General features: G+C 66.1%; 13 protein-coding genes. 10 read left to right on the plus strand and 3 right to left on the minus strand.

The genetic code is table 11. The annotated features are described in order from the left end of the window. Window positions 1-2: 2 nt before the first annotated feature. On the plus strand, window positions 3-671 hold the full coding sequence (gene npdG, locus ACYJ11_RS03865) for an NADPH-dependent F420 reductase (RefSeq protein ID WP_188974909.1): 669 nt from the start codon (window positions 3-5) through the stop codon (window positions 669-671). A gap of 260 nt (window positions 672-931) precedes the next feature. Further along, complete coding sequence (locus tag ACYJ11_RS03870; RefSeq protein WP_461646790.1) at window positions 932-1,684, plus strand: response regulator; 753 nt, start codon at window positions 932-934, stop codon at window positions 1,682-1,684. A gap of 47 nt (window positions 1,685-1,731) precedes the next feature. On the opposite strand, the gene ACYJ11_RS03875 is transcribed toward ACYJ11_RS03870, so the two are convergent. Continuing rightward, window positions 1,732-1,998: a thioredoxin domain-containing protein gene (locus ACYJ11_RS03875; protein WP_004514909.1), complete on the minus strand. Its 267-nt coding sequence runs from the start codon at window positions 1,996-1,998 to the stop codon at window positions 1,732-1,734. A 115-nt stretch (window positions 1,999-2,113) separates the two neighbouring features. Between ACYJ11_RS03875 and ACYJ11_RS03880 the strand changes: the two genes are divergently transcribed. The 3 genes from ACYJ11_RS03880 to ACYJ11_RS03890 are packed head-to-tail and all read left to right on the plus strand — an operon-like array spanning window position 2,114 to window position 4,091. Beyond that, window positions 2,114-2,275 carry a preprotein translocase subunit Sec61beta gene (locus tag ACYJ11_RS03880; protein ID WP_170097013.1) on the plus strand — a complete coding sequence of 54 codons (162 nt, stop codon included), beginning with the start codon at window positions 2,114-2,116 and terminating at the stop codon, window positions 2,273-2,275. Window positions 2,276-2,319: 44 nt separating this feature from the next. After that, on the plus strand, window positions 2,320-2,694 hold the full coding sequence (locus ACYJ11_RS03885) for a DUF7532 family protein (RefSeq protein ID WP_461646791.1): 375 nt from the start codon (window positions 2,320-2,322) through the stop codon (window positions 2,692-2,694). After that, on the plus strand, window positions 2,691-4,091 hold the full coding sequence (locus tag ACYJ11_RS03890) for a ribonuclease FAU-1 family protein (protein ID WP_461646792.1): 1,401 nt from the start codon (window positions 2,691-2,693) through the stop codon (window positions 4,089-4,091). The genes ACYJ11_RS03885 and ACYJ11_RS03890 overlap by 4 nt, the downstream gene beginning before the upstream one ends. Before the next feature lie 30 nt (window positions 4,092-4,121). Here the strand turns inward: ACYJ11_RS03890 and ACYJ11_RS03895 are convergent, their stop codons facing one another. Both ACYJ11_RS03895 and ACYJ11_RS03900 read right to left on the minus strand, forming a co-directional pair. After that, window positions 4,122-5,528 (minus strand): LVIVD repeat-containing protein, encoded by a 1,407-nt coding sequence (locus ACYJ11_RS03895; protein ID WP_461646793.1) that lies wholly within the window; start codon window positions 5,526-5,528, stop codon window positions 4,122-4,124. A gap of 45 nt (window positions 5,529-5,573) precedes the next feature. After that, complete coding sequence (locus tag ACYJ11_RS03900; protein ID WP_421641995.1) at window positions 5,574-6,152, minus strand: LURP-one-related/scramblase family protein; 579 nt, start codon at window positions 6,150-6,152, stop codon at window positions 5,574-5,576. 134 nt (window positions 6,153-6,286) lie between these two features. Here ACYJ11_RS03900 and uvrA point away from each other — a divergent pair, with 134 nt between their 5' ends. From uvrA to ACYJ11_RS03925, 5 genes are all read left to right on the plus strand, one after another. Beyond that, on the plus strand, window positions 6,287-9,268 hold the full coding sequence (gene uvrA, locus ACYJ11_RS03905; RefSeq protein WP_461647372.1) for an excinuclease ABC subunit UvrA: 2,982 nt from the start codon (window positions 6,287-6,289) through the stop codon (window positions 9,266-9,268). Between the two features lie 82 nt (window positions 9,269-9,350). Then, window positions 9,351-10,118 (plus strand): hypothetical protein, encoded by a 768-nt coding sequence (locus ACYJ11_RS03910; protein ID WP_461646794.1) that lies wholly within the window; start codon window positions 9,351-9,353, stop codon window positions 10,116-10,118. A 181-nt stretch (window positions 10,119-10,299) separates the two neighbouring features. Then, a complete protein-coding gene (locus ACYJ11_RS03915; RefSeq protein ID WP_461646795.1) occupies window positions 10,300-12,432 on the plus strand; it encodes a pentapeptide repeat-containing protein in 2,133 nt (710 codons plus the stop codon). Between the two features lie 41 nt (window positions 12,433-12,473). Next, window positions 12,474-13,448: a WD40/YVTN/BNR-like repeat-containing protein gene (locus ACYJ11_RS03920; RefSeq protein WP_461646796.1), complete on the plus strand. Its 975-nt coding sequence runs from the start codon at window positions 12,474-12,476 to the stop codon at window positions 13,446-13,448. Between the two features lie 67 nt (window positions 13,449-13,515). Next, window positions 13,516-14,499, plus strand: a complete 984-nt coding sequence (locus ACYJ11_RS03925) for an AAA family ATPase (RefSeq protein WP_461646797.1) — start codon at window positions 13,516-13,518, stop codon at window positions 14,497-14,499. The last annotated feature ends 31 nt before the right edge of the window (window positions 14,500-14,530 follow it).

Raw genomic sequence — 14,530 nt, forward strand, 5'->3', positions numbered from 1 at the left:
GTATGGACATCGCGTTGCTTGGCGGTACTGGAGACATCGGCCAAGGCCTCGCCCTCCGCTGGGCTGACGACACCAACCACACGATCATCATCGGCTCCCGGAAAGCCCAGAAGGCGGCGAACAAAGCCGAGGAGTACGAGGCAGAACTGGCCAGCCGCGGCCACGACGACGTGTCAATCGCCGGTCTGGGTAACGAGGCGGCCGCCGCCCGCGCCGACGTGGTCGTCGCTGCCGTCCCGGCCTACCACCTCACGGACACAATCGACGCCGTTGCCGACGAACTCGACGACACCACGCTCGTTTCCCCCGCTGTCGGGATGCAACGTGACGAGGACGGCTTCCACTACAACCGGCCCGGTGCTGGCAGCGTCACGCAGCTGGCCGCCAACGCCGCCCCCGACGACACCCCCGTCGTGGGTGCCTTCCACAACCTCGCGGCCGGTCGCCTCGCTAACCTCGACGCCGACCTCGACTGGGACACCATCGTCGTCGGCGACGACACTGACGCCAAAGACACTGTCTGTGAACTCGCCGAGGGCATCGACGGGATTCGCGCGCTTGACGGCGGCCCGCTCGCCAACGCCGCCGAAATCGAGGGACTGACACCTCTTCTCATCAACGTCGCTCGCCACAACGACGGTCTGCACGACCTCGGCGTGCGCTTCCAGTAGTACCTTTTTACGTCACCCCCCTCTCCTCGCGCGCTCGGGATGAAACCGCTCGCCATCGGCGAGCGGTATGCCCGCCGCGACCGCACAGCCGCCAGCAGCAGTGCCGTTCCGCATCCCGCTTCCACTGCAGGCCTGCCCTTCCCCGTCGCCAGCGATGAAACGCTGGCGCGGCCCGAAGCGAGGGTTGCGGTTTCATATAGTTATTAGATGGATTCAGGCGAGCAGCAAATACTTGCGTGCTGCAGCCATGTTAGTAGAGGATGGAGACCGAAGAGCCGCTCGCAATACTCCATGTTGACGACGACGGGGCGTTGGGAGACCTCGTGGAACTATATCTCGAGCGAGAGGATAGCGGCCTCGATTGTACCGTCACGACGGAGACAAACCCCGAAACCGCGCTGTCGCTGATTCGGTCGTCGGAGACCGACTTCGACTGTGTCGTCAGCGATTACGACATGCCGGAGATGAACGGTATCGACTTCCTCGAAGCCGTTCGGGAGACACATCAGGAGTTACCCGTGTTGCTGTTCTCTGGTGAGGAGACCGGTGACGTCGCCGCCGAAATCATTCAGGCCGGCGTCACCGACTACCTGAAGAAATCAGTCGGAACGGACCAGTACACGTCGCTCATCCGCCGGGTCGAACACGCTGTCGACTCGGACGGCAGCTTCGAAACAGGCAGCGAAGTCAAACTCAGCGGCGTCGGCGTCATCGGCACGGACGAACGCTTCGAGCGCGTCGATGAGACCTACGCCTCGTATTACGGCTACGAGTCGGAGGAACTCGTCGGCGAGCACTGGTCGGAACTCCACCCGAGCAACGAGGTCCAGCACATCAGGACACACGTCATTCCCGTCGTCAGAAGCGGCGGGAAGTGGACCGGCCAGAGCAAAGGACTGCGGGCCGACGAGACCACCTTCACCGAGTCGAAGATGGTGACGGCACTCGACGGTGGGCGGATGCTGATCGCCGTCGACGAAATCGACGATTCGGGACTGGCCGAACAGGAGTGATCCAGCGATCGCTACTGGCCGTGTGACGAACCGCAAAAGTGACCGCGTTACGCCGAGGCCTGCTGCAGCGCGTCGTCGATATCGTCTGCCTGCGTGACGCCGACGAAGCGCTCGACGATGCCGTCGTCGTTCTCGATGATGAGCGTCGGCAGGGAGCGTACTTGGTACTCGTTCGCAACGTCCTGTTCCTCGTCGACGTTGACCTTCTCGAACTCGACGTCCGTCCACTCCTCCTCGAGGTCTTCGAGGATCGGGTCCTGCGTTTTGCAAGGGCCGCACCAGTCCGCGTAGAAGTCCTTCAGTGTAACCGTCATAGTACTCTGTTCGTCTTAGCCCGCGGTATCTGATAAGGGTTATCCATGTGTACCTTGGCCACGCAATCGCGGGCGACCCGAAAGGCTTAGTATTGGTGATACACCACCCTGAAGTATGAGTGGGAGCGACAGCGGCGGGCTGATGTCCAGTGCGGGACTGGTCCGGTATTTCGACGCTGAAGACCAGAACACGGTCCGTATCGACCCTCGAACAATCGTCGCGACCGGCGTCATGTTCGGGCTGTTGATGCTCGTGCTGAACGCGATGATCGTGTAGGCGATTCCGCACTGTTTTCCTCTCCCCGCCACTGACTCGCGGGTATGCACTTCACGCAACGCGAACAGCAGGCGCTCCGTGACGCCGGTGTCGATCAAGACACCATCGAAGCGGCCTCCGACACAGTGGTCGAAGCCACTGACGATGCGGCCGCTGCGCTCGAAGCTTTCTTCGACGGCCGCGAGACGGTGTACTCTGATATGGATATCGCCCACAGTTCCAGCGAGATTCAGGAACACACCGTCGAGTACTGCGACCTGTTTACCCACGCCGACGACATCCGGGGCTATCTGCGGTTCGACACCTGGGGTGTCCCGGTCGAGGGTGGGCGCGTCCTGAGCGAGGAGAAGGTCGAGCTCTCGCTCGGGCCGACAGTCCACGGGCGGGTCCGCTTCGCCGCCGACGAGGACGCGCTATGACCGTCCGGGTCAGGGGCATCTACGCGACGGCGCTGACCCAGTTGCTGCGCGAGGCAGGTCACGAGGTCGTACAGGCGTCGGGACCGATCCAGAACCGCTTCGACGGTGAGTTTCGCGACGAGCGGGCGGCGGTCACCGTGACGACGACGGACGACCAGCAGGGCGTCGGCGTCGTCGGCGACCACGAAGCTGCCGCGGCCGTTACGGACCGCCTGACAGAACTCGGGCGAGACACGCTGCACTGGACCGATCCGACGCCCGAGGGCGCGGTCTATGCCGGCACCGTGAGTGAGACACTGGGGAGCGGCGCTATCGTCGACCTCGGCGACGGTGAGGGCTTCCTCCCGTACTCGTCCTCGGACGAGCGCGTCGAGACGGGCCATGCGATCCGGGTGCAGGTCGTCGAAGCGAGCGCGCCGTGGACGAACGGCCGGCCCGTGCTGGACACCACCATCGCGGTTCGCGGGTCGCTGCTCTCGCTCGTCCGCGGCGGAAGCGGGCCGACGTCGGGGACCGGCGGCCCGGCGATGCTGGACCTCATCGCCGCGGAGCCCCGGGACGGCTGGCGCGTCTCGTGGGAGTCAGCGAGCGAGGACGCGAGTTTCGACGCGCTGGCCGACGCGCTCGACGCCGCCAACGACCGTGCTGCGGCGGTCGACGACGCGCTTACGGGAGCCGACCCGCCCGAGGACTGCGCACCGGCCTGTTACGACGAAGGACTGGCGACGGCGTGGCTGTGGTTCGGTCGCGAGAGCCGGTTCGCCCTCGACAAGGCCCGCCGCGAGGTGACGGCGACGATGCCGGGCCACCACCGCGTGAAAGCCGGCGACCGCGCGGCCAGCGCCGCCGTCGATTACGTCGAAGCGCTATGCGACGACATTGGGACCGGCGAGACGGACTTCCCCTTCGCCGTGACGGCCCAGCAGTTCGGCCCGCAAGTCGGCGGGTCCCTGTCGCTGGGCCACGGCAAGCCCGACGGCCGACTCATCACGCTGGGCAACGGGGAGGTCCAGTCCGTCGACGACGACGGGACGGTGACCATCGAGCGCGAGATGAGTCCCGGCGGCACCTACGACGCGCTGGGCGTCCCGAAGGAGGCCGGCGACATCGCCGAGACGAAAGTCAAGGAGGGTCGCTGGTGGTACCCGACGGTGTACCGCGACAGCGACGGCGAAAAGAAGGGCACGTACGTCAACGTCTGTACGCCCGTCGAGATATTCCCCGACACTGCCCGGTACGTCGACCTCCACGTCGACGTGGTGAAACACGCCGACGGGACCGTCGAGCGGGTCGACGACGACGAACTCGATGCGGCCGTCGAGCGTGGACACGTCCCCGAGCCGCTGGCCGAGCGCGCACGGAGCGTCGCCGCCGCTGTCAAGAGCGCGCTGGAGTAACAGAACGGAGCACAGTCACGCGATGCGGCGTCAGTCTTGCTGGTGTCGGGCGCGCCACGCTGCGAGTCCGACCGCCGCGACAGCCGACCCGACGCCGAAGCCGGGACCGCCGACGCCGAGAGCGGTGCCGTCAGTGCCGCTAGCGCTGTCGTCCTCGTCGCCCGTAGCCGTCGGCGTCCGTATCTGTGGGTCCGGGAACGTGTACAGCCCGGGCTGGACATCGGTCCCCTGGCTTGCGTTCGTACTTCCGGCGACGAAACAGCCGGCGGCCCGCTGGGCGGTCCAGAATGAGGTCGACTCAGTGTCGCGCCACTCGAACGCGAGTTCAGGCGCGGTCGGGTCCGTCAGGTCGTGGACCCGGACCCCACCGTTGTACCACGCCGAGTAACAGCGGTCAGCGGTCAGTTCGAAGTTGTGTGCCGTCGTGAGGATGCCCCCCGGCGACGGGTCCGAGGTCGGCGGCGGGTCGAGCGTCGACAGCAGCTCGGCGTCGGCCGGATCGCTGATGTCGTACAGTTCGATGCCGCTGGGGCCGCCGCTGTCGTCGTCCGCGAGGTCCCACGATTCGCCGCCGACACCGAGCAGCGAGGCATCCTCGTCGACCGTCACGAAGTGGTCGTTGCCCGGCGGCTCGCTCCGTTCGGTCCCGGGGTCCTCGATGGCGGCGAGGTCTTCGGGGGAGCGCCCGCGGACCTTCGAGACGAGCGAGATGTCGCTCGGGTCCGACACGTCTAAGATCCACGTCCCGCCGTCCCAGTAGGCTAGGTACGCCCGGCCGTCTTGCACCCACACGTCGTGCAGCGGCCAGAGACCCGTCGGAACGTCGGTCCATGCGTCGCCGGCATCAAGCAGTGACCACTCGCCGGCTTCCTGTTCGGCTTCGACATCGGCCACGAGCAAGGGGTTGCCGTCGCGGTCGTTTGCGGTCAGGTAGGCGTAGCGGCCGTCGAAGTGACAGTTGTGAACCCGCGTGTCCAGTTCCAGCCCCGCAATCCGTGTCGGGTCCTGCCGGTCGCTCACGTCGAAGACGACGAGGCCGTGAGCGCCGTCAGCAGGGTGGGCAGGACCGGCGGCAAGCAGCCGCGAGCCGCTGACGGCGAGGTCCTGCACGCGCTGTATCGGCCCGTCGTCGCTCTCGGCCAGTAGGTCGGTCCGGCGGCTGAGTAGTCGCGGACTGGTCGGCGTAACGAGGTCCACAAGCGCGACGCCGTCACCCGTCGCGACGTAGGCCGTGTGTCCGTCGGGACTGGTGACGACCTCGTACACCGTTTCCATCTCCAGCACGCCAAGCGGGTCCTCGCCGGTCGAGGTGCCGGAGGCCGCTGGCTCGGCCGTTCCGTCACCGGTCGGCGTCGGGTGACCTCGGGTCGTCCCCGTAGCGAGGCCGACACCTGTTCCTGCGAGGGCGAGTCGTCGGAGGACCGTCCGGCGGCGCATAGCGGTCGTTGGGGGAGCCAGGGCAAGAAGGATTCCGGTGGGGCGTCAGTTCCCCTGAATCGCGTCGATAACCATCGCCGCGGCGATGATCGGCTCCTTCGGAACCGTGCTGGCGTCGTCGATAGTGATCTCGTAGCGGTCTTTCAGCGAGAACTGCCCGTCGATGTTGCCGACGTGGTTGCCGTCCTGATCGGTGATCTCGTACTTGTGGGGAATCCAGCCGCCGAACGGGACGACGTTGCGGGCGATGGTCACGAGCGCGCCCTGAGAATTGATCTCGGCGATCTTTGCCTCGGTACTGGCGTCCCGAACCTTCCACGTGTCCTGAAAAATCGAGTAGTCGTTGTCGAGGATAACGATGTCCTCGCCGGTCTTTGAGTCTGTCAGCACGTAGTTGCCGGCCACGTCGATGATGCCACCGGCCTTGACCTGAAACACCTCGTTGCCGTTTGCGTCGACGAACGGGAACTCCTCTTTCATCTTCATCATCTTCTGTTTCCCGCGGAGGACGACGTTCCCGGCGGCGTCCATGGCTTTGTACTTGCTGCGGATCAGACTCTGTTCGACTGTGTAGCTGTCGTCGGAGAGATCAATCCCTGCAATGTCGTAGTCGCTCGTACCCATACCATCTCATATCCAATAACGGTAGTAAATCTTTCGCCATATTTTCCAAAATAAAACCAGTCATGCGCGAGGCGTCGCCTATGGGCACCCGAACCGACAGGGTTTCCCTCCTGCCGGCCAACGAAGATGCAAAGATGAGCAAGGATATCATCGAGGTCCGAGGGGCCGAGGAACACAACCTCAAGGACGTCGACGTGGAGATTCCCCGCGAGGAGCTGACAGTCGTCACCGGGCTGTCGGGGTCGGGCAAGTCCTCGCTCGCATTCGAAACGGTGTACGCCGAGGGCCAGCGGCGCTACATCGAGTCCCTCTCGGCCTACGCACGGAACTTCCTGGGGCAGATGGACAAGCCACAGGTCGAGAACGTCGAGGGGCTGTCGCCGGCCATCTCGATCGACCAGAAGAACGCCGCCAACAACCCCCGCTCGACGGTCGGGACCGTCACTGAACTGCACGACTATCTCCGCCTACTGTACGCGCGCGTCGGCACGCCCCACTGTCCGGAGTGTGGCCGCGAGGTCGGCGAGCAGTCCGCTCAGAACATGGTCTCCCGGCTATTGGAACTGACAGAGGGCACTCGCGCCAAGCTGTGTGCACCGGTCGTTCGCGACCAGAAGGGTGCCTTCGAGGACCTGTTCGACGACCTCGTCGGCGAGGGGTACAGCCGCGTCGAGGTCGACGGCGAGGAGTTCGACCTCACGCTGGATCGGCCCGAACTGGACGAGAACTACGACCACACCGTCGACGTGGTCGTGGACCGCGTCAAGATCTCGCCGGACGCCCGCTCGCGCATCACGGACTCCGTCGAAACCGCGCTCGAAGAGGCCGACGGGACGCTGAAGGTCATCTTGCCGGACCCGCCCGAGAGCGCGGCGGAGACGCTCGGCGGGTCGGATGCCCGGGCAACAGGTGATCTCGCCGACGGAGACGAAGCGGACGACGGGGCCACCTCGGACCGCATCGTCGTCGAACTCTCCGAGGACCTGGCCTGCACGCACTGTGGCATCGACATCTCCGAAATCGAGACGCGGTCGTTCTCGTTCAACTCACCGCACGGGGCCTGCCCGGAGTGTGAGGGGCTGGGCGAGACCAAGGAAGTCAGCGAAGACCTCGTCATCACCGACCCGACGAAGCCGCTCAAGCACGTCTTCGAGCCCTGGAGCTACGACCGGACGTACTACTCGCGGCAACTGGACAACGTCGCCGAGCACTTCGGCGTGGACCTCACGACGCCGTTCGAGGAGCTAGACGAGTCCATTCAGCGGCAGTTCCTCTATGGCACCGACAGCCAGGTCCACTTCGAGTGGCGGACCAAGAACGGGACCCGCGAGAAGACTGAGCGGTTCGAGGGCGTCATCCCGAATCTGGAGCGGCGACACGTCGAGACGGATTCAGACCGCGCCCGCGAGCACATCGAGGAGTTCATGGCGACGACGACGTGCCCGGCCTGTGAAGGGACGCGACTCAAAGCGGAGTCGCGGGCAGTGCTCGTCGACGGCACCTCGATAACCGCGGTCAACGAAATGTCCATCAGCGACGCGCTGGCGCACTTCGAGGGGATGGAGGAGCACCTCTCGGCCCGGGACCGGAAGATCGCCGAGGAGATTCTCAAGGAGATCCGCGCCCGTCTGGGCTTCATGACCGAGGTCGGGCTGGACTACCTGACGCTGGACCGGGAGGCGTCGACGCTGTCCGGCGGCGAGAGCCAGCGCATCCGGCTGGCGACCCAGATCGGGAGCGGCCTCGTCGGCGTCCTCTACGTCCTCGACGAGCCCTCTATCGGCCTCCACCAGCGGGATAACGACCGCCTGCTGAACACGCTCGAAGAGCTCCGGGACCTCGGGAACACGCTGCTCGTGGTCGAACACGACACCGAGACGATGCGCCGGGCCGACCAGATAATCGACATGGGACCCGGGCCGGGCAAGCGCGGCGGCGAGGTCGTCGTCAACGGCCCGATGGACGAGGTCATCGACACCGAGGAATCGGTGACCGGGGAGTACCTCTCGGGCGAGCGGACGATTCCGGTGCCCGACAGCCGTCGCGCGGCGGACGGCGAACTCACGGTTCGGGGCGCTCGACAGCACAACCTCGCCGATCTCGACGTGTCCATCCCGCTTGGGACGTTCACCGCCATCACGGGCGTCTCGGGGTCGGGCAAGTCCACGCTGATGCACGACGTGCTGTACAAGGGGCTGGTGCGTCGGATGAACGACACCGACGTGAACCCCGGCGAGCACGACGCCATCGACGGCCTCGACGACATCGAGACGGTGCGGCTCATCGACCAGTCGCCTATCGGCCGAACGCCCCGCTCGAATCCGGCGACGTACACCAACGTCTTCGACCACATCCGCGAGCTGTTCGCCGAGACGAGCCTCTCGAAACAGCGCGGCTACGAGAAGGGTCGATTCTCGTTCAACGTCAAAGGCGGCCGCTGTGAGGGCTGTGGCGGTCAGGGGACGGTCACCATCGACATGAACTTCCTCTCGGACGTGACGGTGCCTTGCGAGGAGTGTGGCGGCGCGCGGTACAACGACGAGACGCTGGACGTGACCTACAAGGGCGCGACCATCGCCGACGTGCTCGACATGACCGTCGAAGAAGCGTACGACTTCTTCGAGAGCCACAGCGGCATCCGTCGCCGGCTGGAACTCCTGAAAGATGTGGGGCTGGATTATATGCGGCTGGGCCAGCCCTCGACAACGCTCTCCGGCGGCGAAGCCCAGCGCGTCAAACTCGCCGAGGAACTCGGCAAGAAGGACTCCGGCGAGACGCTATACCTGCTCGACGAGCCGACCACTGGGCTCCACCCGGAGGACGAGCGCAAGCTCATCGACGTGCTCCACCGGCTCACCGACGACGGCAACACCGTCGTCGTCATCGAGCACGAACTCGACCTCATAAAGAACGCCGACCAGATTATCGACCTCGGTCCCGAGGGCGGGGAGAACGGCGGCGAACTCGTCGCGCAGGGGACGCCGGAGGAGGTGGCCCGCACCGAGGCATCCTACACCGGACAGTACCTCCGCGACCTGCTGCCGAACGTCGACCTAGAAGGGCCGCGGGCGGACCGCGACACAGCGGCCGAACAGCCGGCCGCGGACGACGACTGAGGCAGTTAATACCCTGAAAGCTGGCAATAGCTGGAACGGCCACTAACGTTTTTGCCGGTAGCGGACCCTGATATTCCCAACCATGGCACAGTCGACAGCGGACCGCGTCGAGCGGAAACGGGGTATCGGTGGGCTGGCGAAGCAGGCGAATCCGGCGTTCGCAGCGGGGGCGGTGGCCGTCCCGCTCATCGCGTTTGCAGGAGCCGTCGCTAGCGGGAACATTCGGGCGCTTACGTACGTGCACGTGATGGCCGGGGTGCTGTGGACCGGTATCGACCTGTTCATGGGGCTCGTTCTGGGGCCGGTACTCGGCGGTCAGGAACCAGAAGCACGGGCCGACTTCTTCGCCTCGTTCACGCCCAAGATGACGTTCCTGATGCCGACGCTGGCGACGGTGACCATCGCCGGCGGCATCCTGTTGGCGCTCAGGCTCGGGAAGTTCCCCAACGCCGACCCGTGGCTGGCAATCTTGACCGCCGCGACACTAATTCCGGTCATCCTCCTCATCGGCTACCAGTTCGACGCGCTGACCGACCCGAAGACGCTGGGCGTCCTCGGCGTCGCCGTCGTCGGCTCCGGCGCGTATCTCGTGACGACGCTGCCGGCCTTTGCGATGACTTCGTGGTGGATCGTCGCCACGCTCGGTATCGTGACCCTGCTATCCGTGCAGGGCTTCGGCGTCGTCCTGCCCGGTGAGGTCCGCATCTACCGGCAGGTCGTCTCCGAGAACCCGGACGTGGACCTCGTCTCGGAGATCGGGATGCGAAACGCCAGGCTCGGAGGGCTACAGGGACTGATGCAACTAGCGATCGTCTTCGTGATGGTCGGCCTGCGCTGGTGGACGCCGTAGGCCCGGTCTCCGGTATCAAACCCTGCGGAGAGAGCCAGCAGCCGCGTTTCCGTCCACGCGAAGCCAGTCTGACGCGGGCTGGGAGGCGTGCTGGCTGTCGAAGGATCTCTGCCCAACTAATCACTACTGTGACGGGTGTGACAGCGCTTATCACTCTGCCTGCCGAGCGTTTCTGTCAACGATGGTCTGGTCGGGGCGTACCGAGAGCCAGTGTGCATTCACAGTCGACCGCACGGAGTTGGACGGCGAAACCGAACAGGAGTGGGAGTGTCCACACGGCGCACTCGAAGGCAAAGAGCGCTGTCCGTACCACTGCCAGCCCGAGGATGTCCCCGACAGCGTGGACGTATCCGAGGCGTTCCTCGATGCGATTGCTGGAGATCCTACCGAGAGTCGACAGGACCGCAAGCGTGCGAAGCAGTTCATCGGAGCCACCTTCGACGTTCTCGACCTGTCGAACGCGGTGGTCGACGCCGGCGACAACCATCCGGTCGACCTCCGCGGAGCGACGATCGACCAGATTGACTGTACCGATAGCGAGTTCGGCCAGCGGCTCGACCTCCGGGGCGCGACGGTCACGGAGACGGCGACGTTCGACGGGACGTACCACGAGGTCGACGCGAGGGACGCGACGATTGCCGAGGCGGTGTTTACCGGGGTAACGGCGGACCTGGTGGACATCCGGGAGGCACAACTGGATACCGCTGCGTTCGAGCGCGCAACCCTCTCCGGGATTGACGCCCGTGACGCGACAATCGGAACCGCGACCTTCGACCGGGCGTCGATGGCCGACGCTGCCTTCGACCGGGCAGCTATCGAGGAAGGGTCGTTCCAGCACGCCACGCTGGAGATGGCCGACTTCGACGAGGCAACGTTCGGCACCGGGGATTTCTACCATGCCACCTTCGACGAGGCGGACTTTCGGTGGGCGGAGTTCGGCATGGCGCGGTTCTACGGCGCGACGTTCAGCGGCGGTTACTTCAACGGGACCAGCTACGACGAGGCCGTCTTCGAGCGGGTCGAGGCCGAGCGGCTCTACCTTCCAGAGGTGACGCTCACCGACGCGACGTTTGCCGATGCGGCCGTCTCGATGAAACTGGTCGTCCACGACTCGGTGTTCGTGGGTACCGACTTCACGGGGGCGGACGTCGAGCGACTCGACGCCACAGACGCGGCGGTACTCGGGGCTGAGTTCGCTGACACGGCCATCGCAGACCTGCAGTTGGACGGGGCGACGCTGGCAAGCCCGCGGTTCGCGGACAGCACAATCGACCGGCTGCGTGCGGCGGACGTGACCTGTCTTGGCACTGTCCGTCTCCACGACTGCACCGTCGGTACGGTCGACCTGCAACCGACCGCTGTTGGACCGAACGGGGTCGTGGTCGTCTCGCTGTCAGAGACGGCGGTCGAGGACGGCGCGTTCGGCCAGCCGGACGCGGGCGCCGCTGTGTACGATCTGGAGCGGGCGACGCTGGGAACAGTCAGGTTCGAGGGCGACGGGACAAACAGCGTCCTCGACAGAGTTGTGTTCTATCGGACGCGGTTCGCGGGCTTCGACTTCCGTGATGACGATGCTCTCGACCTGGAGGGGGCCAACTACTGCTTGCACGAACTCGATAGCGCGCTTCGGGACGGTCTTCGGGTCGCACTAGCGTACCCGGCCGCCCTCGATGACGCGGTCGGAGCCCTGGCGGACAGCACGGACTCAGCGGCCGACGAACCGGCGACAGTGGTCGACCTGGCGGCCGAACAGGCAAGTGACGGGGCGCTCGGACCGGACGCCAGCGCGACCTTCGAGCGTCTTTCGACGGCCACAGCGGAGCGAATCGACGCTGCCGCCGGCGAAGTGACGTACCTCCGGGCGAAAAACGGCGCGAACGACATCGCCGACAACACCACCGCCTCCGAGTTCTTCATGTCACAGTTGGCCTACCGGCGGCGCTGTCAGTCCCGGCGCGTCCGCGACAGCGGCGCATCCCTGCGAGAGCGAGCACGGGCGCTCGCCCGCTGGGGGATGAACGCGTTCCTGTTCGTGACGACCGGCTACGGCGAGCGGGCGTCGTACACGCTCGCGGCGTCGGCGGTACTCATCGCCGCCTACGCCGGCCTGTACCTCGCTATCGCGCCGGCCCTGTTCGAGAGCGTGGGCCAGTACGCCCAGCTCAGCCTCGGGTCGTTCATCGCCTTCTTCCTCGGCGGCGTCGGCGAGGTCAGCGATCCGACCGTCTCCCTGCTGGCACAGTCCGAGGCGTTCCTCGGCGCTTTCTTCGTCGCGCTGTACGTCTTCGCACTGACACGGTCGGTCAGTCGCTGACCACCGCCAGCTTTCTTCGCTCGGCGGTCGTACAGTCGGTTATGCACACCGTCTACGCCGCGCTCGGGGACCGCGTCCTCGTCGGCGACAGCCACAGCGGCTGGGACGACTGCCTTCTGGGCTACGACATCGAGTGCGTCGCTGCGGGAGCGGCCAAGCCGGAGCGTGCCTTCGCGGGTACCGCAGACACCGGTCTCCAGCGGACGACCGACGGCGGCGCGACGTGGGAGCAGGTGCTGGCCGCTGGCGACCGCGCGACGAGCGTCACGGTCAGCCCACACGACGCTGACGTGGTGTGGGCCGGAACGGAGCCGAGCGCGGTCTACCGGTCGGCTGACGGCGGGGAGACGTGGACCGAGAAACCCGGGCTGACCGACCTCGACTCGGCGTCGCGGTGGTCGTTCCCGCCGCGGCCACAGACTCACCACGTGCGCTGGATCGCCCTCGCCCCGGACGACCCGGAGCAGGTGTACGCCGCCATCGAGGCCGGCGCGTTCGTCCGCAGTCCGGACGGCGGAAAGACGTGGGTCGACCATCCCGACGGCGCGCGGCGGGACAACCACACGCTGGCGACCCATCCCGATGCCCCGGATCGGGTGTACACCGCTGCTGGCGACGGCTTCGCCCTGTCGACCGACCGCGGCGAGACGTGGACCCACCCACAGGAGGGACTAGAGCATCGGTACGTGTGGGGACTAGCCGTTCACCCCGACGACCCGGACCGCGTCGTCGTCTCGGCCGCCAGCGGCCCCCGGTCGGCGCACAGCACCAGCGGCGAGAGCTACGTGTATCGGTGGGACGGTGCCCGGTGGACACAATCGATGGACGGACTGCCGAGACCGTCGGGGCTGGCCCGGCCGGTGCTCGCCGCTGACCCGGACAACGGATTTCTCGCGTTGACGAACCACGGCCTGTTCCAGTCGAACCGGGGGGAGACGTGGGTCAGGCGATGGCCTGACGATAGAGACTGGACAGCCGAGTACGACCAGGTCCCGAGCGGGCTGGCCGTCGTCTGACCCCGTTTTCTCGGTGAGAAGATCGGTTCACACTACTAACATATTGGGGGTCCCAGCCGGGAGTACGATGGACGTTTCAGACGCTTGCGCCGACTGCGACCGACTTCTCGAGACGGTTTCTGAGAGCGTCGTCGCCGAACGAGAGTTCCTCGAAACCGTGTTGACCGCCGTCCTCGCGCGTGGTCACGTTCTTATCGAGGACGTACCGGGGACCGGAAAGACGCTGACTGCCCGGAGCTTCGCATCTGCGCTTGGCCTCTCCTTCTCGCGGGTGCAGTTCACGCCCGACCTGCTGCCGGCGGACGTGACCGGGACGCATGTCTACCGTGAGGGCGATAGCGAGTTCGAGTTCTCCGAGGGGCCGATCTTCGCTAACTTCGTGCTGGCCGACGAGATCAACCGTGCGCCGCCGAAGACCCAGGCCGCGCTGCTGGAGGCGATGGCGGAGGGCCAAGTGACCGTCGACGGCGACACCCACCCACTGCCGGAGCCGTTCGTCGTCGTTGCGACCCAGAACCCCGTCGAGAGCGAGGGTGTGTTCCCCCTGCCGGAGGCCCAGCGCGACCGCTTTCTCGTCAAGACCAGCATCGGCTACCCCGAGGCCAGCGCCGAGAGGGGGTTACTCCGCCAGCGGACCGAGCGGGAGTCCAAGGCCCCCTCTGTCGACGATGTCCTCGACCCCGAGGGCGTGCGCCGTCTGCAATCCGTTCCCGAGCGAGTGACCGTCGACGACGACATCCTGAGCTACCTCATCGACATCGTCCACAGGACCCGCCGAGACGCCCGGACCGAGGTCGGCGTCTCCCCTCGCGGGAGCCAGCGCCTGCTCGAAGCCGCCCGGAGCCACGCGGTGATCGCCGGCCGGGAGTACGTGCGCCCGGTCGACGTACAGACCGTCGGTGCGCCGGTTCTGGCCCACCGACTGGTCCTGACGACCGATGCGACCGTGGACGGGACGACCGCCGACGATGTCGTTGCTGACGTGTTCGACAGCGTCGCAGTGCCGACGGTGTCGCCGGCTGCCCCCGAGACGCCGGCGGCCGGGGAGTGAGTCGGATGGTGGAAAGACAGTCGCACCGGCC

It is taken from the genome of Haloarcula sp. H-GB5 (assembly GCF_054850705.1).